Source organism: Paracoccaceae bacterium Fryx2, assembly GCA_032334235.1.
Taxonomy (GTDB): domain Bacteria; phylum Pseudomonadota; class Alphaproteobacteria; order Rhodobacterales; family Rhodobacteraceae; genus JAVSGI01.
The window spans coordinates 2,946,119-2,969,229 of record JAVSGI010000005.1 but is presented as its reverse complement, the minus strand read 5'-3'; the positions used below and the strand labels follow the sequence as shown (position 1 = coordinate 2,969,229).

At 67.8% G+C, this 23,111-nt stretch carries 23 protein-coding genes; 17 read left to right on the top strand and 6 right to left on the bottom strand.

Annotated elements, in window-relative coordinates; all coding sequences use genetic code 11:
* The first annotated feature begins 46 nt into the window (after positions 1–46).
* The 13 genes from RNZ50_23500 to RNZ50_23440 all read left to right on the top strand — a co-directional run bounded on the left by RNZ50_23500 (position 47) and on the right by RNZ50_23440 (position 12,959).
* On the top strand, positions 47–1,210 hold the full coding sequence (locus RNZ50_23500; protein MDT8857941.1) for an ABC transporter substrate-binding protein: 1,164 nt from the start codon (positions 47–49) through the stop codon (positions 1,208–1,210).
* Between the two features lie 64 nt (positions 1,211–1,274).
* Positions 1,275–2,189 carry a branched-chain amino acid ABC transporter permease gene (locus tag RNZ50_23495; protein ID MDT8857940.1) on the top strand — a complete coding sequence of 305 codons (915 nt, stop codon included), beginning with the start codon at positions 1,275–1,277 and terminating at the stop codon, positions 2,187–2,189.
* Positions 2,189–3,151 (top strand): branched-chain amino acid ABC transporter permease, encoded by a 963-nt coding sequence (locus RNZ50_23490; GenBank protein ID MDT8857939.1) that lies wholly within the window; start codon positions 2,189–2,191, stop codon positions 3,149–3,151. The genes RNZ50_23495 and RNZ50_23490 overlap by 1 nt, the downstream gene beginning before the upstream one ends.
* A complete protein-coding gene (locus RNZ50_23485) occupies positions 3,148–3,903 on the top strand; it encodes an ABC transporter ATP-binding protein (protein MDT8857938.1) in 756 nt (251 codons plus the stop codon). The genes RNZ50_23490 and RNZ50_23485 overlap by 4 nt, the downstream gene beginning before the upstream one ends.
* Positions 3,897–4,598, top strand: coding sequence for an ABC transporter ATP-binding protein (locus tag RNZ50_23480; GenBank protein ID MDT8857937.1), 702 nt, complete (start codon positions 3,897–3,899; stop codon positions 4,596–4,598). Before RNZ50_23485 ends, RNZ50_23480 begins: the two co-directional genes overlap by 7 nt.
* Positions 4,585–5,388 carry an aspartate dehydrogenase gene (locus tag RNZ50_23475; protein ID MDT8857936.1) on the top strand — a complete coding sequence of 268 codons (804 nt, stop codon included), beginning with the start codon at positions 4,585–4,587 and terminating at the stop codon, positions 5,386–5,388. Before RNZ50_23480 ends, RNZ50_23475 begins: the two co-directional genes overlap by 14 nt.
* Complete coding sequence (locus RNZ50_23470) at positions 5,388–6,230, top strand: alpha/beta hydrolase (protein MDT8857935.1); 843 nt, start codon at positions 5,388–5,390, stop codon at positions 6,228–6,230. The genes RNZ50_23475 and RNZ50_23470 overlap by 1 nt, the downstream gene beginning before the upstream one ends.
* Before the next feature lie 446 nt (positions 6,231–6,676).
* Positions 6,677–8,269, top strand: coding sequence for an ABC transporter substrate-binding protein (locus tag RNZ50_23465; GenBank protein ID MDT8857934.1), 1,593 nt, complete (start codon positions 6,677–6,679; stop codon positions 8,267–8,269).
* Positions 8,270–9,328: an ABC transporter permease gene (locus RNZ50_23460; protein MDT8857933.1), complete on the top strand. Its 1,059-nt coding sequence runs from the start codon at positions 8,270–8,272 to the stop codon at positions 9,326–9,328. It begins immediately after the preceding gene.
* Positions 9,325–10,230: an ABC transporter permease gene (locus RNZ50_23455; GenBank protein MDT8857932.1), complete on the top strand. Its 906-nt coding sequence runs from the start codon at positions 9,325–9,327 to the stop codon at positions 10,228–10,230. The genes RNZ50_23460 and RNZ50_23455 overlap by 4 nt, the downstream gene beginning before the upstream one ends.
* 85 nt (positions 10,231–10,315) lie before the next feature.
* Positions 10,316–11,140 (top strand): ABC transporter ATP-binding protein, encoded by an 825-nt coding sequence (locus tag RNZ50_23450; protein MDT8857931.1) that lies wholly within the window; start codon positions 10,316–10,318, stop codon positions 11,138–11,140.
* Entirely contained in the window at positions 11,140–11,904 is a 765-nt protein-coding gene (locus RNZ50_23445; GenBank protein MDT8857930.1) for an ABC transporter ATP-binding protein, read from the top strand. The genes RNZ50_23450 and RNZ50_23445 overlap by 1 nt, the downstream gene beginning before the upstream one ends.
* Positions 11,901–12,959: a dipeptidase gene (locus tag RNZ50_23440; protein ID MDT8857929.1), complete on the top strand. Its 1,059-nt coding sequence runs from the start codon at positions 11,901–11,903 to the stop codon at positions 12,957–12,959. Before RNZ50_23445 ends, RNZ50_23440 begins: the two co-directional genes overlap by 4 nt.
* On the opposite strand, the gene RNZ50_23435 is transcribed toward RNZ50_23440, so the two are convergent.
* The 6 genes from RNZ50_23435 to RNZ50_23410 form a co-directional block, all read right to left on the bottom strand.
* On the bottom strand, positions 12,956–13,957 hold the full coding sequence (locus RNZ50_23435) for an ATP-binding cassette domain-containing protein (GenBank protein MDT8857928.1): 1,002 nt from the start codon (positions 13,955–13,957) through the stop codon (positions 12,956–12,958). The genes RNZ50_23440 and RNZ50_23435 overlap by 4 nt on opposite strands.
* Positions 13,958–13,966: 9 nt before the next feature.
* Positions 13,967–14,989, bottom strand: coding sequence for a Gfo/Idh/MocA family oxidoreductase (locus tag RNZ50_23430; GenBank protein ID MDT8857927.1), 1,023 nt, complete (start codon positions 14,987–14,989; stop codon positions 13,967–13,969).
* Entirely contained in the window at positions 14,986–15,825 is an 840-nt protein-coding gene (locus RNZ50_23425) for a carbohydrate ABC transporter permease (protein ID MDT8857926.1), read from the bottom strand. The genes RNZ50_23430 and RNZ50_23425 overlap by 4 nt, the downstream gene beginning before the upstream one ends.
* 6 nt (positions 15,826–15,831) lie before the next feature.
* Positions 15,832–16,749, bottom strand: coding sequence for a sugar ABC transporter permease (locus RNZ50_23420; protein MDT8857925.1), 918 nt, complete (start codon positions 16,747–16,749; stop codon positions 15,832–15,834).
* Positions 16,750–16,830: 81 nt separating this feature from the next.
* On the bottom strand, positions 16,831–18,084 hold the full coding sequence (locus tag RNZ50_23415) for an ABC transporter substrate-binding protein (protein ID MDT8857924.1): 1,254 nt from the start codon (positions 18,082–18,084) through the stop codon (positions 16,831–16,833).
* Between the two features lie 34 nt (positions 18,085–18,118).
* Entirely contained in the window at positions 18,119–18,673 is a 555-nt protein-coding gene (locus RNZ50_23410) for an N-acetylmuramic acid 6-phosphate etherase (GenBank protein ID MDT8857923.1), read from the bottom strand.
* Between the two features lie 500 nt (positions 18,674–19,173).
* Between RNZ50_23410 and RNZ50_23405 the strand changes: the two genes are divergently transcribed.
* Genes RNZ50_23405 through nagA form a run of 4 tightly spaced genes read left to right on the top strand, consistent with a single transcriptional unit; the run spans position 19,174 to position 22,941 of the window.
* Entirely contained in the window at positions 19,174–20,019 is an 846-nt protein-coding gene (locus RNZ50_23405; GenBank protein ID MDT8857922.1) for a BadF/BadG/BcrA/BcrD ATPase family protein, read from the top strand.
* Positions 20,019–20,789, top strand: coding sequence for a GntR family transcriptional regulator (locus tag RNZ50_23400; protein ID MDT8857921.1), 771 nt, complete (start codon positions 20,019–20,021; stop codon positions 20,787–20,789). Before RNZ50_23405 ends, RNZ50_23400 begins: the two co-directional genes overlap by 1 nt.
* Positions 20,786–21,811 carry an SIS domain-containing protein gene (locus RNZ50_23395; GenBank protein MDT8857920.1) on the top strand — a complete coding sequence of 342 codons (1,026 nt, stop codon included), beginning with the start codon at positions 20,786–20,788 and terminating at the stop codon, positions 21,809–21,811. The genes RNZ50_23400 and RNZ50_23395 overlap by 4 nt, the downstream gene beginning before the upstream one ends.
* Complete coding sequence (nagA, locus tag RNZ50_23390) at positions 21,811–22,941, top strand: N-acetylglucosamine-6-phosphate deacetylase (GenBank protein MDT8857919.1); 1,131 nt, start codon at positions 21,811–21,813, stop codon at positions 22,939–22,941. The genes RNZ50_23395 and nagA overlap by 1 nt, the downstream gene beginning before the upstream one ends.
* Positions 22,942–23,111 lie beyond the last annotated feature (170 nt).

The window sequence follows — 23,111 nt, the reverse complement described above, 5'->3', positions numbered from 1 at the left end:
CTCAACACAAGGCCGAATGGCTACAACCTCAACTGGGAGACTGCACATGATGAAACGGCTTCTTTCGGCGGCAAGCCTTGCCGCGCTGATGACGGCCCCGGCCCTGGCGCAGGACGCGCTGAAGATCGGGATGATCACCACGCTTTCCGGGCCTGCGGGCTATCTGGGCGCCGACATCCGCGACGGGATGCTGCTGGCCATCGAGATGGAGGGCGGCAAGCTGGGCGGCGTGCCGGTCGAACTGGTGGTCGAGGATGACGGGCTGAAGCCCGGCAACGGCCTGCAGATCGCCGAAAAGTTCATGAACGACGAAGGCATCAAGCTGCTGACCGGCATCGTGTTTTCCAACGTCGCCGGTGCCACGGTGCCCGAGATTGTCGAGAACGGCGCGATCTACATCAGCCCGAACGCCGGGCCGTCGAACCTCGCCGGGGCCGAGTGCAACCAGAACTATTTCGTCGTAAGCTGGCAGAACGACGCGCTGCACGAGGCGGCGGGGGCGGCGGCCAAGCAGCTTGGCTTCAAGAAGGCTTTCGTGCTGGCCCCCAACTATCAGGCCGGGAAAGACGCCATCAACGGCTTCAAGCGCATGTTCGGCGGCGAGATCGCGGGCGAGCTTTACACCCAGCTTGACCAGACCGATTTCGCCAGCGAAATGGCGCAGATACGCGCGGCGGCGCCCGATGTGGTGTTCCAGTTCCACCCCGGCGGGCTGGGCATCGCCTTCCTGAAGCAATACGCGCAGGCCGGGCTGTCGGGCGCGATTCCGATGGTGCTGTCGGAGCCTTCCACCGATGCCGTGGTGCTGGCTGCCGTGGGCGAGGGTGCAATCGGCATCCATGCCACCGCGCACTGGAACCGCGATTTCGACAATGAGGCGAACAAGGAGTTCGTCGCGGCCTGGGATGCGAAATACGCGCGCCCGATCACCTATTACGGCAGCCAGGGCTATGACACCGCGCGCCTGATTTCCTCGGCGCTGGCCAAGACCGGCGGTCTGGACGACATCGACGCCTTCCGCGAGGCGGTGCGGGCGGCCGATTTCGCCTCGGTGCGCGGCGACTTCGCGTTCGGGCCGAACCAGCATCCGGTGCATGACTGGTATCTCCTGGACATCGTGGCGGGGCCGGACGGCAAGCCCATGGCGGTCACCAAGGAAAAGCTGCTGGAGGATTACGGCGACGCCTATGCCGCCGACTGCAAGATGTGACGCTGCGCCGGGCCGGGGGCGACCCCGGCCCAACCATTTCCGGCTTGGATGATCGGGCGGGCGGATGATCCTGGTTCTTGAACAACTGCTGAATGGCCTGCAATACGGGGTCATGCTGTTCCTGCTGGCGGCGGGGCTGACCCTGATCTTCGGGATCATGGGGGTGATCAACCTCGCGCATGGCTCGCTTTACATGGTGGGGGCCTATGCGGGCACCTGGGTCGCCACCCAGACCGGCAGCTTCTGGCTGGGCCTGCCTGCGGCGCTGGCGGCGGCGGGGCTGACCGGCCTTGCAATCGAGGCGCTGGTGGTGCGCAGGCTTTACGCCCGCGACCATCTGGATCAGGTGCTGGCGACCTTTGCGCTGATTTTGATGTTCAACCAGTTGATCGTGCTGGGCTTTGGCCGCCAGCCGGTGTTCACCGCCCTGCCCGAAGCCTTTGCCGGGTCGGTCGAGCTGCTGCCCGGCCTGCCCTACCCGACCTACCGGCTGCTGATCATCTTCACCGGCCTCTTGGTGGCGCTGGGGCTTTACCTGCTGATCAACCGCACCCGGATCGGGATGCTGGTGCGTGCGGGGTCCACCAACCGCGAGATGGTGCGGGCGCTGGGGGTCGACATCCGGATGCTCTACACCGTGGTGTTCGGGCTTGGGGCGCTGCTGGCGGGGCTTGCGGGCTACATGGCCGGGCCGATCCTGGCGGTGCAGGTCGGGATGGGCGAACAGATATTGCTGGCGACCTTCGTTGTCGTGGTGATCGGCGGGGTCGGCTCGATCAAGGGGGCCTTCGTCGCGGGGATCGCGCTGGGGGTGATAGACACCTGCCTGCGTGCCTTCCTGCCCGGGCTGCTGCGCGGGGTGATGCCGGGGCCCGAGGCCGATGCGCTGGGCATCGGCATATCGTCGATGGGGATCTATCTCTTGATGGCGCTGGTGCTGCTGGTCCGGCCCAAGGGCCTGTTTGCGGCGGGGTCGTGATGCGCCTTGCCCCCTGGCTGCTGCTGGCGGCGTTGATCGCGCTGCCTTTCGTGACCGACCTGCTGGGGCAGGCGGCGTGGCTGTCGCTGGCGACGCGGATCCTGATCTACGGCATGGCGGCGGCGAGCCTGAACTTCATCCTGGGCTATGGCGGGATGGTCAGCTTCGGCCATGCCGCGTTTTTCGGGATCGGCGGCTATGTCGTGGGCATCCTGTTCCACCATCACGACGCGGAAACCCTGCTGTTCGGGGTCATTCCCGGCAGCAACCAGATGCTGGTGACGCTGCCGCTGGCGGTGCTGGTGGCAGGGGTGTTCGCCGGGCTGATCGGGGCGCTGTCGCTGCGCACCGGGGGCGTGCAGTTCATCATGATCACGCTGGCCTTCGCGCAGATGCTGTTCTTCCTGTTCGTCTCGCTGAAGACCTATGGCGGCGAGGATGGCATCATCATCCGCCGCACCAACGAGCTGCCCTTCCTGAACATGCGAGACAAGGCGACGTTCTACTGGGTGGTGCTGGCAATCACCGCCGGATTTTTCTGGGGGCTGAAGCGGCTGATCGGGTCGAGCTTCGGCGGCATCATCGCCGGGCTGCGGCAGAACGAGCGGCGGATGGCCGCGCTGGGGGTGCCCGCATACCGCTACCGCCTCTATGCCTTCGCGCTGTCGGGCGCCGGGGCGGGGCTCGCCGGGGCGCTGATGGCAAACTTCCTGCGCTTTGCCAGCCCCGACATGATGCACTGGACCAAATCGGGCGAGCTGATGATCATGGTGATCCTCGGCGGCGTGGGCACGCTGTTCGGGCCGTTCCTGGGTGCCGCCGTGTTCCTGATGCTGGAGACGTTCCTTTCCTCCTGGACGGAACACTGGCCGCTGGCGCTGGGGCTGATCTTGCTGGTGGTGGTGCTGGGCACGCGCGGCGGGATTGCGGCGCTGCTGGCGCGGATCGGGGGGCGCGGATGACGGCGATCCTGAAGATCGAGGGGCTGGTGAAACGGTTCGGCGGGCTGCTGGCCACCGATCACGTCACGCTCGACGTCTTTCCCGGCGAGATTCACGCGCTGATCGGGCCGAACGGGGCGGGGAAATCGACCCTGATCAACCAGTTGAGCGGCGAGTTGGCGCCGGATGCGGGAGTGATCCACCTGGCGGGGCGCGATGTCACGCACCTGCCGGTCTCGGCGCGGGTGGACATCGGGCTGGGGCGGACGTTCCAGATCACCTCGCTGCTGGATGACATGACGGTGCGCGAGAATGTCGGCATGGCGGTGCAGGCACGCGAAGGCGGCAACTTCCGCATCTGGGACAGCCTGCGCCACCGCAGCGCGGTGTGGGACGCGGCCGATGTCTGCCTTGCCGCCTGCCCGCTCGGCCCCCGCGCCGCCGTCCGCGTCGCCGACCTGAGCCACGGCGAGAAGAAGCAGCTTGAGCTGATCGTGGCGCTGGCGATGCAGCCGCGCCTGCTGCTTCTCGATGAACCGATGGCGGGGCTGGGGCATCTTGAAAGCCAGGCGATGATCGGGATGCTGCGCCAGACCCGCGAAAGCACGGCGATTCTGCTGGTGGAGCACGACATGGGGGCGGTGTTCGCGCTGGCCGACCGGATTTCGGTGCTGGTCTACGGGCGCATCATCGCGCAGGGCACGGTGGCGGAAATTCGCGACAACCCGGCGGTGCGCGAAGCCTATCTGGGCGCGGAGGACGAGTTGTGCTGAGCGTGCAGGGGTTGAAGGCCGCCTACGGGGCCAGCCAGGTGCTGTTCGACGTGGCGCTGGAGGTGCGCGACGGCGAGGTGGTGACGCTGATGGGCCGCAACGGCATGGGCAAGACCACCACTGTGCGCTGCATCATGGGGCTGCTGGGCGCACGCGGTGGCGCGGTGCAGTTCGACGGCACGCCGATCACCGGCATGGCACCCGAACGCATCGCGCGGCTGGGTGTCGGGCTGGTGCCCGAGGGGCGGCAGATCTTCCGCACCCTGAGCGTGCGCGAAAACCTGATCGCCACCGCCGCGAACCGCCTGAACCGGCCCCAGCCGTGGACACTGGACCGTGTCTATGCCCTGTTCCCCCGCTTGCGCGAACGGGCCGGGCAGGTGGCGGGCACCCTGTCGGGCGGCGAGCAGCAGATGCTGGCGGTGGGGCGGGCGCTGATGACCAACCCGCGCCTTCTGATCCTTGACGAGGCGACCGAGGGGCTGGCCCCGGTGATCCGCACCGAAATCTGGCACTGCATCGCGCATCTGAAGGAGGCGGGGCAGTCGATCCTCTTGATCGACAAGAACCTGTCGGTGCTGAAGCGGCTGGCCGACCGGCATTACATCGTGGAGAAGGGCCGGACCGTCTGGGTCGGCACCGGGGCAGACATGGACCGCGACGCGGCGAAGGTGCAGGGCTATGTCGGGCTTTAGGCTGGGGCTGGTGGGCTGGGGCGCGATCGGCGCGCGGGTGGCGGGGCTGCTGGTGGAACGGCGCGCGCCGGTGACACTGGCGATGGTGGCGGTGCGCGATGCGGCGCGCCCCCGTCTGGGGGTGCCGGCCGACACGCCGCTGATCGGGGGCCCCGGCGACTTCGACCTCGGGGCGCTGGATCTGGTGGTGGAGGCCGCGGAGCGCGGATCGGTGGGGATATGGGGCCGGGCGGTGCTGGGCGCGGGCACGGACTTCGCGGTGTCGTCAACCTCGGCCCTTGTCGAGGACCGGCTGCTGGACGAACTGGTGGCGCTGGCGAAGGGCACCGGCGCGCAACTGATCATCCCGCCCGGCGCGCTGGGCGGGATCGACGCGCTGGCGGCGGCGGCGCGGCTGCCTTTGGCGTCGGTACGGCACGAGGTGGTGAAGCCGCCGCTGGCATGGCTGGGGACCAGGGCCGAAAGCCTGTGCGATCTGGCGGGGCTGACAGCGCCCTTCACCTTCTTCGAGGGCCCGGCGCGGGATGCGGCCGACTCCTATCCGCAGAATGCCAATGTCGCGGTGATCTCGGCGCTGGCCGGGGTGGGGCTGGAGCGCACGACCGTGGCGCTGGTGGCCGACCCGGCGGCGACGCGCAACAGCCACCGCATCACGGCCAGCGGCGATTTCGGCCGGATGGAGATCGTGCTGGAAAACCGCGCATTGCAGGGCAACCCGAAGTCGTCGGAAATGACGGCGCTGTCGCTGGTGCGGATGATCGAGAACCGCGCCGGGCCGCTGGTGCTGTGATGCAGGCCGAAGCCCTGTGGCCCCGCGCCCGGCTGGATGCTGATTATACCCCGAGGGATTGCGTTTCGCAGCCGGAGTTCGCCCGGATCATCGCGGACTATGCCGCGCAGTCTGCCCCGGCGCGCCTGATGCCGGGGGCGCGGCTGGATCTGATTTATGACGACCGCTCTGGCGAGCGGCTGGACCTGTTCGGCACGGTGCCGGGCGAACGCCGCCCGGTGCTGCTGTTCCTGCACGGCGGCTACTGGCGGGCGCTGTCTAAGGGTCATTCCGCCTTCATGGCGCCGATGCTGGCGGCGCGCGGCATTGCCACCGCCGTGCCCGACCACACGCTGGCTCCCAAGGCCGGGCTGACCGAGATCACCCGGCAGATGCGCGCCGCGCTGGCCCATCTGTGGCACGACGCCGATGCGCTGGGCCTCGACCGTGAGCGGATCGTGGTCGCGGGGTCTTCGGCGGGCGGGCACCTGGCGGGCACGCTGATGATGACCGGCTGGCAGGGCGCGCTGGGCCTGCCCGCGCAACCGCTGCGCGGCGCTATGCCGGTCAGCGGGCTGTTCGAGCTTGCGCCGATCGCCGCCAGCCATGTGCAGGACTGGATGGCCCTGACGGCGGAGGAGGTGGCGACCCTCGGCCTGCTGCGCCAGCCGACCGGTGCCCCGCCGGCGCACATCGTGATGGCAGAGCGTGAAACCCCCGGCTTTCACCGCCAGTCGCGCGCCTGTGCGCAGGTGCTGGGTGCGCCGCTGCTGACGGTGCCGGGGCGCAACCATTTCGATGTGATCCTCGATCTCTGCGATGCCGACACGGAGCTGTCGCGGGCGCTGCTGCGCCTGTTCTGATGGCAGAGTGCGACGGGGGCAGGCATGAACCCGGCCCCGGCATCATCATGGTGCCGGAGCGGGGGCGATGACCCCTGGCCGGTCGGCGGTCATCGCGGGCGAGGCCGCCTTTGCCGGCGGCCACGCCCGGCCGGTCACCTTTCAAGGCGCCGACCCGCTGCGGTCGGGTCAATCCCTGCCGATCACCGCCCTTTGCGGAGAACGGCAGGGGGACCGGGGGGATTGGCGATCCCGGCACCGCGCCCGCCGCCCCGGCGCGGGCCAATGCCACAAGCGCGCCGACCGGCCGGCGCATCCGCAACCTGCCGCTGCCCCATGCTGCCGGAAGAGAGGCGATCCTTGACATCGCATGTCATTCGAAGGTTAACCTGCGGGATGCGCTTTGGCCTGCGGCCTGCCAGCGCCAAGAAAACCAAAAACAAATCCAACACGTTTGGGAGACTGACATGAAACACTTCCCCCTATTGGTCGGCGCTGCCCTTGTGGCATCGCTGTCCCTGTTCGCGCCGGCAGCGCGGGCGGCAACCCCGGCCGACACGCTGATCCAGGCCTGGGCAATCGACGACATCATCAGCCTTGACCCGGCCGAGGTGTTCGAATTCACCGCATCCGAGATTCTGGGCAACGCCTATCAGGGCCTGATCGGCTATGACGTGAACAACGTCGCCGACATCTTCGGCGTGCTGGCGGAAAGCTGGACGGTTTCGGAAGACGGCAAGACCTTCAGCTTCGTGATGAAGCCCGGCCTGAAGTTCGCCTCGGGCAACCCGATCACGGCGTCGGACGCCGTGTTCTCGCTGCGCCGGGCGGTCAAGCTCGACAAGTCGCCCGCGTTCATCCTGACGCAGTTCGGCTTCACCGCCGACAACGCCGACGCGATGATCCGCACCACCGGCGACATGACCTTCGAATTCGAGATGGACAAAGCCTATGCCCCGACGCTGGTGCTGTATTGCCTGACCTCGACCGTCGGCTTCATCGTCGATGAGAAGCTCGCGATGGAAAACGAGGCCGATGGCGACTTCGGCTACAACTGGCTGAAGACCGGCTATGCCGGGTCGGGCGCCTTCAGCATCCGCGAATGGCGTGCCAACGAGGTTGTCGTTCTGGAACGCAACCCGAACTATGGCGGCGAAGCCCCACCGATGGCGCGTGCGATCTACCGTCACATTCCCGAAACCTCGACCCAGCGCCTGCTGCTGGAACAGGGCGACATCGACATTGCCCGAAACGTCGGCGCCGAGGAAATCATCGCGCTGTCGTCCAACCCCGACATCGCGATCGACAGCGGCGTGAAGGGTTCCATCTACTATCTGGGCCTGAACCAGAAGAACCCGAACCTCGCCAAGCCCGAGGTGCGTCAGGCGCTGAAATACCTGGTGGATTACGCGACCATCGCCGACACCATCATGAAGGGCAAGGTCGAGGTGCATCAGGCGTTCCTGCCCAAGGGCTTCCTTGGCGCGCTGGAAGACACGCCCTTCGCGCTCGACGTGGCCAAGGCCAAGGAACTGCTGGCAGCCGCCGGTCTGGCCGACGGCTTCACCGTGACGATGGACACGCGCAATACCGACGACATCACCGGCATCGCGCAGGCCATGCAGCAGACCTTCGCGCAGGCGGGCATCACGCTGGAGATCATCCCCGGCGACGGCCAGCAGACTCTGACCAAATACCGCGCCCGCACGCATGACATCTACATCGGCCGCTGGGGCCCCGACTATCAGGACCCCCACACCAACGCCGACACCTTCGCGCGCAACCCCGACAACGCGGACGAGGCGGCCTCCAAGCCGCTGGCCTGGCGCAACGCGTGGGACATCCCGGAAATGACGCTGAAGGCCGATGCCGCCGTGCTGGAGGCCGACGCCGACAAACGCGCCGCGATGTATGTCGAGCTGCAGAAGGAGCATCAGGAAACCTCGCCCTTCGTGATCATGTTCCAGGAGATCGAGGTTCTGGCACGCCGCAAGAACGTCGAAGGTTTCATCGTCGGGCCGTCGTTCAACGACAACTCGTTCAAGGCCGTGACCAAGTAGATGGCCGACACCACATCAGGGGAGGGGCGCAAAAGCGCCCTTCCCGCCTTTCTGTGGAAGGTGGTCAAACTGCTGGCCACCGTGGCGCTGACCTTTCTGGGCCTGCTGCTGGTCACCTTCCTGATCGGACGGGTGGTGCCAGTGGACCCGGTGCTTTCGGTGGTGGGCGACCGCGCATCACAATCGGTCTATGACCGGGTCTACATCGAACTGGGGCTGGACCGGCCGCTTTACGAACAGTTCTGGATGTATCTGAAGACCATCGCCTCGGGCGACCTTGGCGAAAGCTTCCTGACCAAGAAGCCGATCGCAGAGGACATCGCGCGCGCCTTTCCGGCCACGCTGGAACTTGCGACCGTCGCCATCCTGATCGGCACGACGCTGGGCATCCCGCTGGGGGTGCTGGCCGCCGTGCGGCAGGGAACGCTGACCGACCAGATCGTGCGGGTGGTCGGGCTGATCGGATATTCGGCGCCGATCTTCTGGCTTGGCCTCCTGGGGCTCCTGGTGTTCTACGCCCGGCTGCAATGGGTGTCGGGGCCGGGGCGGATCGACATTGCCTATGAATACTCGATCTCACCGGGCACCGGGCTGTTGCTGATCGACACCGCGTGGCAGGGCCAGTGGGCGGCCTTCCGCAACGTCTTTTCGCACATCATCCTGCCCGCGTCGCTGCTGGGCTATTTCTCGATGGCCTACATCAGCCGGATGACCCGCAGCTTCATGCTGACCGAACTGGCGCAGGAATACATCATCACCGCACGGGTCAAGGGCGTGCCGGAATGGCGGATCATCTGGGTCCATGCCATGCGCAACGCCGCCGTTCCGCTGGTGACGGTTATCGCGCTGTCCTACGCCGGTCTGCTGGAGGGCTCGGTCCTGACCGAGACGGTGTTTGCCTGGCCGGGGCTGGGGCAATACCTGACCAACTCGCTGCAGAGCGCCGACATGAACGCGGTGCTGGGCGGCACGCTGGTGATCGGCGCGATCTTTGTCGGGCTGAACCTGCTGTCCGACCTGCTTTACACGCTGCTTGACCCGAGGGTGCGCCGCAAATGACCGGATCGCGCGACTGGCTTCTGACCGAACAACCCGCCTCACGGCGGCAGGCCCGGCTGGGGCAGGCCTACCGGACCTGGGTTGCCTTCACCGCCAACCCGCTGGCGATGGTGGGGCTTGGCATCGTGCTGGTGCTGATCGCGATGGCGGTCTTCGCCCCGCTGATCGCGCCCTACGACCCGCTGGTCGGCGGCGACCTGCGGACCGAGCGGCTGCTGCCACCATCGTGGGAGCATCTGATGGGCACCGACGACCAGGCGCGCGACATCTTCAGCCGCATCCTCTACGGCGCGCGCATCACGCTCCTGGTGGTGGCGCTGGTCGCGGTGATCGCCACGCCGATCGGTCTGCTGGTCGGCACCACGTCCGGCTATTTCGGCGGCTGGGTCGATACCGTGCTGATGCGGATCACCGACATCTTCCTCGCCTTCCCCCGGCTGATCCTCGCACTGGCCTTCGTCGCAGCCCTCGGCCCCGGCATCGAGAATGCCATCATCGCCATCGCCATCACCTCCTGGCCGCCCTACGCGCGCCTCGCCCGCGCCGAGACCCTGACGATCCGCAACGCCGACCACATCGACGCGATCCGCCTGCAAGGCGCCGGCGCCGCGCGGATCATCTGGGGCCATGTGACGCCGCTGTGCCTGTCGTCGGTGATCGTGCGGGTCACGCTCGACATGGCCGGGATCATCCTGACCGCCGCCGGGCTCGGCTTTCTCGGCCTTGGCGCGCAGCCGCCCCAGCCCGAATGGGGTGCGATGATCGCGGGCGGGCGGCGCTTCATCCTGGATTACTGGTGGGTCGCCACCATGCCCGGCCTTGCGATCTTCATCATTTCGCTGGGCTTCAACTTCCTCGGCGACGGGTTGCGCGACGTGCTTGACCCCAAGGGCCAGAAATGACTCAGCACTTTCATCTTGGCTCAAATATCCCCGCCGGAGGCTCTGCCCCCTGCCGCCCCACACCCATGCCGGAAGGTCAGCACCGATGACCCTGCTTGCCGTCGATGACCTGCGCATCAGCTTTCCATCGCGCGACGGCCCGGTGGAGGTGGTGCGCGGCGTCAGCTTCAACCTGGGCCGTGAACGTCTGGGCATCGTGGGCGAAAGTGGCTCGGGCAAAAGCCAGACCGGGCGCGCCCTGCTGGGCCTGACGCCCACAACCGGCACCGCCACGGCGAAACGGCTGGAGTTTGACGGCATCGACCTGCGCCGCGCCTCGGCTTCGCAATGGCGGGCGCTGCGCGGCACCCGGATGTCGATGGTGATGCAGGACCCCAAGTTCAGCCTAAACCCGGTGATGACCATCGGGCGGCAGCTGATCGAGGCCGCCCGCCGCACCGCCTCGCGCGCCGAGGCTCGCGACCGGTCGATCGCGATGCTGGAGGCGGTGCAGATCCGCGACCCCGCGCGCGTCATGGCCGCCTACCCGCACGAGCTTTCGGGCGGCATGGGCCAGCGCGCGATGATCGCGATGATGCTGATCACCGAGCCCGACCTGCTGATCGCTGACGAGCCGACCTCGGCGCTCGACGTTACCGTGCAGATCGAGGTTTTGCGGATTCTGGACGATCTGGTCACGCAACGGGGCATGGGGCTGATCTTCATCAGCCACGACCTGCGGCTGGTCAGCAGTTTCTGCGACCGGGTTCTGGTGATGTATGCCGGCCGCGTGGTCGAGGAACTGGCCGCCGCCGACCTGTCGCAGGCGCAGCACCCCTATACGCGGGGCCTGATGAACTGCCTGCCGAAAATCGACGGCTCCGCCCGCCCGCTGCCCACCCTGCAAAGAGACGAGGCCTGGTTGCTCTGATGCCGCTGATCGAGATTTCCGACCTTCATGTGCGCTTCGGCCCGGTCCATGCCGTGCGCGGCGTGTCGTTCGACGTGGCCGAGGGCGAAAGCTTCGGCATCGTCGGCGAAAGCGGGTCGGGCAAGTCGACCGTGCTGCGGGCGATCTGCGGGCTTGCCCCCACCTCTGACGGCACGATCAGGATCGACGGCCAGACCCTGACCGCCCCGCGAAACGCCGCCTTCTACCGCCGGGCGCAGATGGTGTTCCAGGACCCCTACGCATCCTTGCACCCCCGCCACACGGTGGACCGCGTGCTGTCGGAATCGCTGGCGATCCACGGCTTTTCCGACCGCGAGGCGCGGGTGGAACGCGCGCTTGACGAGGTCGGGCTGGGGCGCGGCTTCCGCTTCCGCTATCCGCACCAGCTTTCGGGCGGTCAGCGGCAGCGGGTGGCGATTGCCCGCGCGCTGATCCTGGAACCCCGCGTGATCCTGCTCGACGAGCCGACATCCGCGCTGGATGCCTCGATCCAGGCCGAGGTGCTGAACCTGCTCGACCGGCTGCGGACGGAACGCGGGCTGACCTACATCCTTGTCAGCCATGATCTCGGCGTGGTGGCCCATATGTGCGAAAGGCTGCTGGTGATGCAGCACGGGCAGGCGGTGGAATCGCTGACCCGCGCCGCGCTACAGTCGCGGCAGGCGACGCAAGACTATACCCGCAACCTGCTGACCGCATCCGAGGGCTTCACCCGGGCGGCCCTTGCCGAAAGAACACCATGACCCTGCCAGTTTTCGACGGACACAACGATTTCCTGCTGCGCCTGTTGCGCAACCCCGAAAATCGCGACCGGATCTGGCTGACCGGCGAGGGCGACGGCCATCTGGACCTGCCACGGATGCAGCGGGCCGGATTCGCCGGGGGCTTCTTTGCGATCTACATCCCCTCGCCGATGGCGGATGACGCGCCCGACTTCGAGGCGATGATGGACGCGCCCCCCTACGACCTGCCGCTGCCCGCCCTGATCGGGGCCGATGCGGCGCAGCTGGTGGCGCTGGCGATGGCCGCGCATCTCTTGTGGATGGAACGCGCCGCCAAGGGGGCCTTCAAGATCTGCCGCACTGCCGCCGAGGTGCGCGACTGTGTGGCAAAGGGCGTGATTTCCGCGATCATGCACATGGAGGGCGCCGAGGCGATCGACGACCGGCTGGACGCGCTGCACGCCTTTCACGCCATGGGCCTGCGTTCGCTCGGCCCGGTGTGGAGCCGCCCGACGATCTTCGGCCACGGCGTGCCGTTCCGCTTTCCGGGCCGCCCCGACACCGGGCCGGGCCTGACCGATGCGGGCAAGCGGCTGGTCACGGAATGCAACGCGCTGAAGATCATGCTCGACCTCAGCCACCTGAACGAGGCCGGGTTCGACGATGTGGCCGCGCTGTCGGATGCGCCGCTGGTCGCCACCCATTCCAACGCCCATGCCGTGACGCCCTCGACCCGCAACCTGACCGACCGCCAGTTGGCGATGATCCGCGAAAGCGGCGGCATGGTGGGCCTGAACTTCGCGACCGTGTTCCTGCGCGAGGATGGCCGCAAGTCGCCGGTGATGGGATGGGAGCCGGTGCTGCGCCACATGGATCACCTGATCGCCCAGCTTGGCGAAAACCATGTCGGCTTCGGGTCGGATTTCGATGGTGCCACCGTGCCCGAAGGCATCACCGACGTGCTGGGTCTGGCCGCCCTGCAGGACGCCCTGCGCGCCCATGGCTATGACGATGCCCTGATGCGCAAGCTCTGCCATGAAAACTGGCTGGCGCTGCTGGACCGCACGCTCGACTAGGCTCTGATCCGCGCACCGTCGGCGGCAAAGTGGAAGGCGCGGCTGGCGTCGGGGGTCAGGAACACCGCCTCGTTCACCGCGTGGTCATGCTCGCCGAACAGCCGCACCGTCAGCAGCCCCTGCGCCTCGGAGCGCACATAGACCAGCGTTTCGCCGCCCAGCTTTTCGACATGGCTGACCACGCCGGCAATCTGGCCCCCGCTGCGCGACAGGGCCAGATGCTCGGGCCGGATGCCCAGCGTGTCGGACCGCATCCCCAGCGCGCCCGCCTTCAGGAAGTTCATCTGCGGCGAGCCGATGAAGCCCGCGACGAAGGTGTTGGCCGGGTTGTTGTAAAGCTCCATCGGGGCGCCGACCTGTTCCACCCGGCCCGCGCGCAGCACCACGATCCGGTCGGCCAGCGTCATCGCCTCGACCTGATCGTGGGTGACATAGATCATCGTCGCCCCCAGATCGCGATGCAGCCGCGCAATCTCTATCCGCGTCGCAACCCGCAGCGCGGCATCGAGGTTCGACAGCGGCTCGTCGAACAGGAACAGCTTCGGTGTGCGCACGATGGCCCGCCCGATGGCCACCCGCTGCCGCTGCCCGCCCGAAAGCTCCGACGGGCGGCGATCCAGCAGCGCCTCCAGCGACAGCATCCCCGCCGCATGGTCGGTGGCGGCCCGGATCTCGGCACGCGACCGGCCCGCCTGTTTCAGCGCCAGCCCCATGTTGTCGCGCACCGTCAGATGCGGGTAAAGCGCGTAGCTCTGGAAAACCATAGCGATCTCGCGCTTTGCCGGGGCCACCTCGTTCACCCGCAGCCCGTCGATGGCGACGGTGCCGCCGGTGGCATCCTCCAGCCCCGCGATAATGCGCAACAGGGTGGACTTGCCGCAGCCCGAGGGGCCGACGAAGACGCAGAACTCCCCCGCCGCCACGGTCAGGTCGACGCCCTTGATCACCTCGGTCGCGCCGAAGGACTTGGTGACGTGGCTCAGCGTCAGCGCACCCATGGCGGCTCCTTACAGTTTCACGGGCTGACCCGAGCGCACGCTTTCATCCGCCGCAAGGCAGATGGCAAGCGACTGCACGGCATCGTGCATGTGGCGCGTCAGGTCCACGTTTTCGGCAATGGCGCGGGCGACGAAGGCGGCCTGCCGGTCGCACAGCGCCTGATGCCCCGGCTCGTCGGCCATCGAGATGTCGGTGTCGCCGCCAGCCACCTTGTGAACCCGCAGCATGGCGGTTTTTGTATGGGTGTCGATGTCATCCGACCGCGCGCTTTCCGGCATCCGGATCGAGACCGCCCCGTTCGGGCTGACCACATCCTTCACGAAAAACGCCGTGTCCGACATCATCGGCCCCCAGCCCGCCTCGTACCAGCCAAGCGACCCATCCGCGAACAGCACCTGAAAATGGCCGTAGTTATACATGCCCGGCGGAATTTCGGCCGACAGCCGCAGCCCCATGCCGCGCACCTCGACCGCCGCCGCATCGGTGATCTGGCACATCACGTCGACATAATGCACCCCGCAATCGACGATGGGCGACGTGGTCTGCATCAGCGCCTTGTGCACCTCCCATGTCGGGCCGGAGGATTGCTGGTTCAGGTTCAGCCGGAACACATAAGGCCCGCCCAGGGCACGCGCCTCGGCGATCAGTCTGATCCAGCTTGGATGATGCCGCAGGATGTAGCCCACCACCACCTTGCGCCCCAGCCCCGCTGCCATGTCCTGCACCCGCCGCGCATCGGCAACCGTGGTCGCCAGCGGCTTTTCCACGAACACGTCGGCCCCGGCCTGCATCGCGGCGCAGGCATAGTCGGCATGGCTGTCGGAATAGGTGGCGATGCAGACCAGATCGGGTTTCAGCCGCGCCAGCGCCTCTGCGAAATCCGCGCTCAGCGGATAGCCGCGCAACTCTGGCGGCAGGTCCACCGCCGACCGGTTCACCAGCCCCACAATCTGAAACGCCGGATCATGGTGATAGGCCAGCGCATGGCTGCGCCCCATGTTGCCCAAGCCCGCCACCATCATCCTGATCATTTCACCGCCCCCGCCGTGATGCCGCGGATCAGTTGCCGCGAGAAGACCAGATACAGCACCAGCACCGGCACGATGGCCAGCGAAAGCGCCGCCAGCACCGCATTCCAGTTGGTGACGAACTGCCCGATGAAGACCTGGCTCCCCAGCGTGATGGTCTTCACCTCCTCGGCCGGGGCCAGGATCAACGGAAACCACAGGTCGTTCCAGATCGGGATCATGGTGAAAACCCCCACGGTCGCCATCGCCGGGCGCACCAGCGGCAGCACCAGCGTGAAGAAGATGCGATACTCCGACAGCCCGTCGATCCTTCCCGCATTCTTCAGGTCGTCCGACACCTGCCGCATGAACTCCGACAGGATGAACACCGCCAGCGGCAACCCCTGCGCGGTATAAACCAGCACCAGCGCCGTCAGCGTGTTCACCAGCCCGCTTGCCACCATCAGCTGCAGAATGGCCACCGTGCCCAGCCGGATCGGGATCATGATGCCCAGCGCGAGATATAGCCCCATCAGCGTGTTGCCGCGAAAGCGATATTCGCTGAGCGCAAAGGCCGCCATCGCCCCGAACAGCAGCACGAAGAACAGGCTGCCCAGCGTGACGGTCATCGAGTTCAGGAAATATTGGAAGAAATCGCCCTGCTTCAGCACCGTGGTGTAGCCGATCAGGTCGAAGGTCTCGCGCGTCGGCAGCGCCAGCGGCTCGGCAAAGATCGCCCGGCGCGACTTGAAGCTGTTGATCACAATCACGAACACCGGAAACAGCGCAATCACGGTATAGGTGATCAGCACCGCATGGGCGGCGATGGAGCGGAACATCGGGGTGCGTGCCTGTGCCATGATCCCTCAGAACTGATAGCGGCGCAGCCGCGTCTGGATGCCGAACAGGTAGATGCACACGCCGACCAGAATGATCCCGAACATCGCGGTGGCGATGGTGGCCCCCATGTGCGGGTCACCCAATTGCAGCTGGAACCCGAAGAAGGTGCGATAGAGGAATGTCCCCAGAATGTCGGTGGCATAGTTCGGCCCGGCCAGCGCACCCTGCGCCACGTAGATCAGGTCGAACGCATTGAAATTGCCGACAAAGGTCAGAATCGAGATGATGCCGATGCTGGGCAGGATCAGCGGCAGCCTGATCTTCCAGAACTGGCTCGCCCCGGTGATGCCGTCCATCTCGGCCGCCTCAAGCACCTCGTCGGGGATCGACAGCAGGGCGGCATAGATCAGCATCATCGGAATGCCGACGAACTGCCACACCGACACCAGCGCCAGCGTGGTCAGCGCGTATGCCTCTTTCCCCAGCCACGGTGCGAACAGGCCCTTCAGCCCGACGAAATCCAGCATTCCAGGCGCTATGCCCCAGATCGGCGACAGGATCAGCTTCCACACGAAGCCCACGATCACGAAGGACAGGATGGTGGGAATGAAGATTGCCGTCCGGTAGAACGCCGCCATCCGCAGGCGCGGGCTGGACAAGAGCGCCGCCAGCAAGACCCCGATCGGGTTCTGCACCAGCATGTGCACCAGAAAGAACCAGGCATTGTTGCCCAGCGCGTTCCAGAAACTCGCCGACCAGCGCGCATCACCGAACAGCGTGGCGAAGTTCGCCAGCCCGACGAACACCCGGTTGTCCCCCGCCACGTTGTAAAGCGAAAGGTTCAGCGTGGCGAACAGCGGGATGATCATGATCGCGGTATAGACCGCCACCGCAGGCGCCAGAAACACCGCGATATGCCAGCGGACCGGCCTGCGCCTGATCATGCCCCCTTGCCCCTTTCTCATTGGCCCAAATACCCTCGGGGGGTGCGGGGGGCAGACAGCCCCCCGCTCCGCCGGTGCCGCCTACTTCTGCGGGTCGTACCACGAGGCCAGCCCCGACTGCAGCCGCGCTGCCGCAGCCTCGGGCGTTTCGGTGCCCTTGATCACGGCGGCAGAGGCGTTCCAGGTCTCGTTTTCCAGGTTCGGCGTGCCGCGCGACAGGATCTGGTAGGTCGAGCGGATCGAGGACTGGCAGGTGCCCCGCCAGCCGATGAACTCCTGTGCCAGCGGGTCTTCCAGCGTGACCGGCTCGTTGGAAAGCGGGAAGAAGCCGGGCAGCGCATTGGCGTAGAGTGCCGCGAACTCGGTCGAGCCGACCCAGTTCAGAAAGGTCTTCGCGGCTTCGGCATTGGGGGTGGCCGCGTTCATGCCGATGCCGATGTCGGTGTGATCCGAGATGTAGCACTCGTCCCCCTCTGCCTGCACCGGCGGATAGAAGGCGCCCATCTCGAACCCGGCCTGTGCGCGGAAACCGCTGATCTCCCAAGATCCGGCCGGGTAGACGGCGGCGCGGCCGAGGGTGAACAGGTTCTGGCTGTCGGGGTAGGTCTGGGCCTCGAAACCGTCGCCGAGATAGTCCTTCCACTTTGCCATCTGGGCAAAGGGCGCCACCCATTGCGGGTCGGTCAGCTTCTGGGTGCCCGCGATCAGCGCCAGACGGCCCTCCTCGCCCTTCCAGTAGTTCGGGCCGATGTTGTTGTAGCCCATCGTGGCGGCTTCCCACTGGTCGTTGGTGCCCATCGCCAGCGGGATGTAGGTGCCGTCGGCCTTGATCTTGTCGAGCGCGGCGAAGAACTCGGCCTCGGTCTTGGGCACCTCGATGCCCAGTTCGGTGAAGGCATCCTTGTTGTAGATGTAGCCGTGGATCACGCTCGCCATCGGCACGCAGAAGGTCTTGGCCCCGTCGTCGGTGGACCAGCCCGATTTCGCCACCGGGCTGAAGTTCGCCATGCCCGGCAGATCGGTCAGATCGGCCAGCTTGCCCTTGTTGAACAGTTCCAGCGAGGCGTCGAACGGGCGGCAGGTGATGATGTCGCCCGCCGATCCTGCATCGAGTTTCGAGTTCAGCACGGCGTTGTATTCCGCCGGGGCGGTCGGGGCGAACACCACCTTGATGCCGGGGTTGGCCGACTCGAAGGCCGGGATGATCTTGTCCTGCCAGATGGTCAGGTCGTCGTTGCGCCAGGATTCGATGGTCAGCGTCACGTCCTGGGCTGCTGCCGCGCCTGCCAGCAGCGTGCTGGTCAGAAGGGCGATGCGGAAGGTCTTGGCGGTCATGGTCTTCTCCCTGATGGTCGGGCTTTTGCCCGGTTCATGTTTGCCTGAAGGTTGCACTTGCCAGCGCCGGGGCAAGGTGCCCCGCGCTGGAGGTCAGGGCCCGCGCCGCCTGTGCAGGTGTGGCCCCCCGAGCCACCAGAACGGCGGGCTTCACCGCGCCCGCGGTCTGCGCCAGCGCCGCCTCGGCCGCGGCCCGGCCCTGCCCCGAGATCGCCGCAACGATGCGGGCGGCGCGGTCGGTCAGCTTGGCATTGTCGGCCACCAGATTGACCATGTAGCCGTCATGCACATGGCCAAGCCGGATGCCCACCAGCACCGAGATCAGGTTCAGCGCCACCTTCTGCGCCGTGGCGGCACCAAGGCGGGTCGAGCCCGGCATCACCTCGGGCCCGGTATCCAGCAGCACGGCCAGATCGGCAGCCTCCAGCAGCGGGCTGCCGGGCACGTTCGCCAGCCCGATCACGAAGGCGCCAGCCCGCGCCGCCCCACGGGCAATCGCCAGCGTGTAGGGCGTGCTGCCCGAGGCCGAGAGGCAGAGCACAACGTCGCCCGGCCCGGAGGCCACGGCAGCCAGGTCGGCCTCTGCCAGTGCCGGGTCATCCTCGACCCCGCCTTCCAGGTGCAGCAGGGCCGCGGCCCCCCGGGGAACAGGACCGGCGTGCGGTCGGGCGGGAGGCCGAAGGTGCCCGCAAGCTCAAGCGCGTCGGCCAGCGCCATCAGCCCGGAACTGCCCGCCCCGGCATAGACCAGCCGGTGGCCGGCGCCCAGCGCGCTGGCCGCAGCCCCGGCTGCGGCGATCAGGGCGGGCAGCGCCGGGCGCAGGGTGGCAAGGGCCGTGACCTGCGCGTCGAGAAGCTGCGTCATGACCTCGGCCGCCGGTCGGGTGTGCAGCCCGTCAGACGCGGGGTGACGTGCCTCGGTGCGACGGTCGGCCATGCGATTCCCCCCTTTGGCAATTACAATGCCAAATTAATACCAGTAGTAAAGCATGAAGTTCCAAGGACGATTTTTCTACGAAAAATCACCTTTCTCCTGATGGTCGTTCCTGTATGGTATTGGTTTGGTATCATCCGATCAAAGGGAGTCGGCATGGCGGTCTTTCTGGGCATCGACGGGGGCGGCACTGGTTGCCGGGCGGCTGTGGCCAATGTTTCGGGGCGCGTGCTGGGGGTCGGCAGCGGCGGGCCCGCCAATATCGCCAGCGACCCGGACGGCGCGCGGGACTCCATTCTGATTGCGGCGACCGAGGCGGCGGATGCGGCGGGCGTCGGGCTTGCCGATCTGCGAGCGGTGCTGGGGCTGGCGGGAGCCAATGTGCCCGGCTTTGCCGCGCGGTTGGCGGCAGCCTTGCCCTTCGCCTCGGCCCGGGTGGAAAGCGATGCGACCATCGCGCTGAAGGGCGCGCTGCGCGACGGCGACGGGATCGTGGCCGCGCTTGGCACCGGGTCGGTATTTGCCGTGCAGCGCGCGGGCGTGCTGCGCCAGATCGGCGGCTGGGGTCTGGTGCTGGGCGACGAGGCCAGCGGCGCGTGGATCGGGCGGGCGCTGCTGGCGCGGGCGCTGCGGGCCGATGACGGGTTCGTGCCGATGACCCCGCTGTTGCAGGAGGTGCTGGCCGGGATGGACGGCCCGAAGGGGGTCGTCAGCTTCGCGCTTGCCGCGCGGCCGGCCTACTTTGCCGCCCTCGCCCCGCGCGTCACGGGCTCGGACGATCCGGCGGCGGTCGCCGTGATGGGCATGGCGCTGGACGAGGTGGCGGCGGCGATCGACCTGTTGCAGGCGGGCGAGGCGCTGCCGGTGGTGTTTCTGGGTGGTCTGGGCGGGGTGTTCGCGGCGCGGCTTGACGGGCGCTGGCCGATACGGGCGCCGCTGGGGAACGGGCTGGACGGGGCGCTGTGGATGGCTCGCAGCGGCGGCGCAGGAGTGCCCGCATGATGGACCGGATCTTTTCCCCCGCCGGGTTCGATGCGGCCGGGTCCGGGCCGCTGTATCTTCAGTTGCAGCGCCGCATCGCGGAAGCCATCGCCGCAGGTCGGCTGGCCCCCGGCGACAGCCTGCCCGCCGAGCGCGACATGGCGGTGATGACCGGGCTCAGCCGGGTCACGGTGCGCAAGGCGGTGCAGGCGCTGGTGGCGCAGGGCGCGCTGGTGCAGCGGCGCGGGTCTGGCACCTTCGTCGCCCCGAAGGTCGAGCGGCTGGAGCAGGCCCTGTCGCTGCTGACCTCGTTCACCGAAGACATGGCGCGGCGCGGCCGGTCGGTGGAATCGGTCTGGCTGAGCCGGGCGCTGCACGCCCCCTCGCCCGAGGAGGTGATGGCGCTGGGGCTGACTGCCGGGGAGCGGGTGGCCCGGCTGGAACGGGTGCGGCGCAGCGACGGCCTGCCGCTGGCGATCGAGCGCGCTGCCCTGTCGGGCACGCTGCTGCCCGACCCCGAGGCGGTGGAAGGCTCGCTTTACGCGCTGCTCGGTGCGCGCGGCCTGCGTCCGGTGCGGGCGGTGCAGCGCATTGCGGCGGCCAACCTTGCCGGGCGCGATGCCGACCTGCTGGGCGTGCCCCCCGGCGTGGCCGGGCTGAAGATCGAGCGGGTCAGCTACCTGTCCTCCGGGCGGGTGGTGGAATTCACCCGCTCGCTGTACCGGGGCGATGCCTACGATTTCGCGGTGGAACTGAAGCTGGCGCCGGAAGGCGAAAGGATGACGGGATGACACAAAGCTTGATGGCGCTGGAAGTGGCCGAGATTCCGCAGGCGGCGGCGCGGTTTCTGGACGGGTCGCGCGCTGCGGTGGCAGAGGCGGCGGCGGCGCTGCGGGCGATGGACCCGCAACTGCTGGTCACGGTGGCGCGCGGGTCGTCGGACCATGCGGCGACCTATCTGAAATACGCGGTGGAACTGGCGATGGGGGTGCCGGTTGCCTCGGTCGGGCCATCGGTCGCCTCGATCTACCGTCGGCCGCTGCGGCTGGCGGGGGCGGCGTGCATCGGCATTTCGCAATCGGGCCGCAGCCCCGATATCGTCGACATGATGCGGGCTGCGCGCGCTGGCGGCGCGCTGACAGTGGCGATCACCAACGCCGCCGACGCGCCGATGGCGCAGGCCTGCGCCCATTGCCTGCCGTTGCAGGCGGGGGTGGAACGCTCGGTCGCGGCAACCAAGACCTTCGTCACCTCGGTGCTGGCGGCACTGGCGCTGGTGGCGGAATGGCAGCAGGACGAGGCGTTGCGGACTGCGGTGGCCGGCCTGCCCGAGGCATTCGCCACGGCCCTGACGCTGGACTGGGAGCCGCTGTCGGCCCGGCTGTCGCGGGCGTCGTCGCTTTACGTGCTGGGGCGCGGGCCGGGGTTCGCCATTGCCAACGAGGCCGCCCTGAAGTTCAAGGAGACCTGCGGCCTTCATGCCGAAAGCTATTCGGCGGCCGAGGTCTTGCATGGCCCGGCGGCCATCGTGCAGGCGCGGTTCCCGGTGCTGGCGCTGGGGGTGGCCGATGCCGCCCTGCCGCAACTGGTGGCCACGGCCGAGCGTCTGGCGGCGCAGGGGGCCGACGTGTTCCTGACCGGGGCCGGGGCAAAGGGGGCGGTGCTGCTGCCGTCGGTGCCCGGCCTGCATCCGCTGGTGGCGCCGCTGGTGCTGGTGGCGGGGTTCTATGGCTTCATCGAGGCGCTGGCACGGCGTCGCGGCTTCGACCCCGACACGCCGCCGCATCTGCGCAAGGTGACGGAGACGATGTGATGCGGCAGGTGTTTTGCGGGGCGCAGGTGTTCGACGGAACGGCGCTGCGGTCGGGGCTTGCGGTGGCGGTCGAGGAGGGCGTGATTGTCGGCCTGCTGCCCGAGGGCGAGATTGCCGGCGACCGCGTCGAACTGGCCGGGGGCGTGCTGGCGCCGGGGCTTCTGGACCTGCAGGTCAACGGCGGGGGCGGGCGGATGGTCGGCGGCCAGACCGATCTTGCCGCCCTGCGCGCGATCTGTGACGCGCATATGGCGCTGGGGGCGACGGGCATCCTGCCGACGCTGATCACCGACACGGTTGAGGCGACCGCCGCCGTGATTGCCGCCGGGGTGGCTGCGGCGCGTGCCGGAGTGCCGGGATTTCTCGGCCTGCATCTGGAAGGGCCGCACCTCGACCCGCGCCGCAAGGGAGCGCATGACCCGGGTCTGATCCGGCCGATGGAGGCCGCCGATCTTGCCCGCCTGTGCGACGCGGCGCAGGCATTGCCCGCGCTGATGGTCACGCTCGCCCCCGAGGCGGCGACACCGGACCAGATTGCCACGCTGGCGCGGGCGGGGGCGGTGGTCAGCCTTGGCCACTCTGATTGCACCCATGAACAGGCAACGGCCGCGATGGCGGCGGGGGCGCGCTGCGTCACACATCTGTTCAATGCCATGAGCCCGCTCGGCAGCCGCGAGCCGGGGTTGGTGGGGGCAGCCCTGGGCGGGGCGGGGTTTGCCGGGCTGATCGCAGATGGCATCCATGTCGCGCCCGCGACGATGCGGGTGGCGCTGGCGGCAAAGCCCGAGGGGGTGTTTCTGGTGTCGGACTGCATGGCGGTCGCGGGCACGACGCTGACCGAATTCACCCTTGGCGGGCGGCGCATCCTGCGGCGCGACGGCCGCCTGTCGCTGGAAGATGGCACGCTGGCCGGGGCTGACCTGACCCTGGCCGAGGCGGTGGCCGTGCTGATCGGCAGGGCGGGCGTGAACCCCGAGCGGGCGCTGGCCATGGCGACTTCGGTTCCCGCCGCCGTGATCGGGCAAGGCGGGGCACGGGGTCATCTGGTCCCCGGGCGGAGGGCGGACATGATCCATCTTGATGCCGACTGGCGGCTAGCCCGCGTCTGGCAGGCCGGACGGCGGCCTTGAGGGAATGACGGGGGCAGGAGCCGTGCAGCGGGCCGGAGGGGTGACCAAGAGTTTTGCAAATACTCTTGCAAAATTCTTGGAAGAATTTTGGCTCCCGGCTTTCGGCGGGGCACCCGGCCGCATGGCCTGCGTGTCACGAGGCAGCAGCCAGCGTCGCCGCCCGCCCGCGC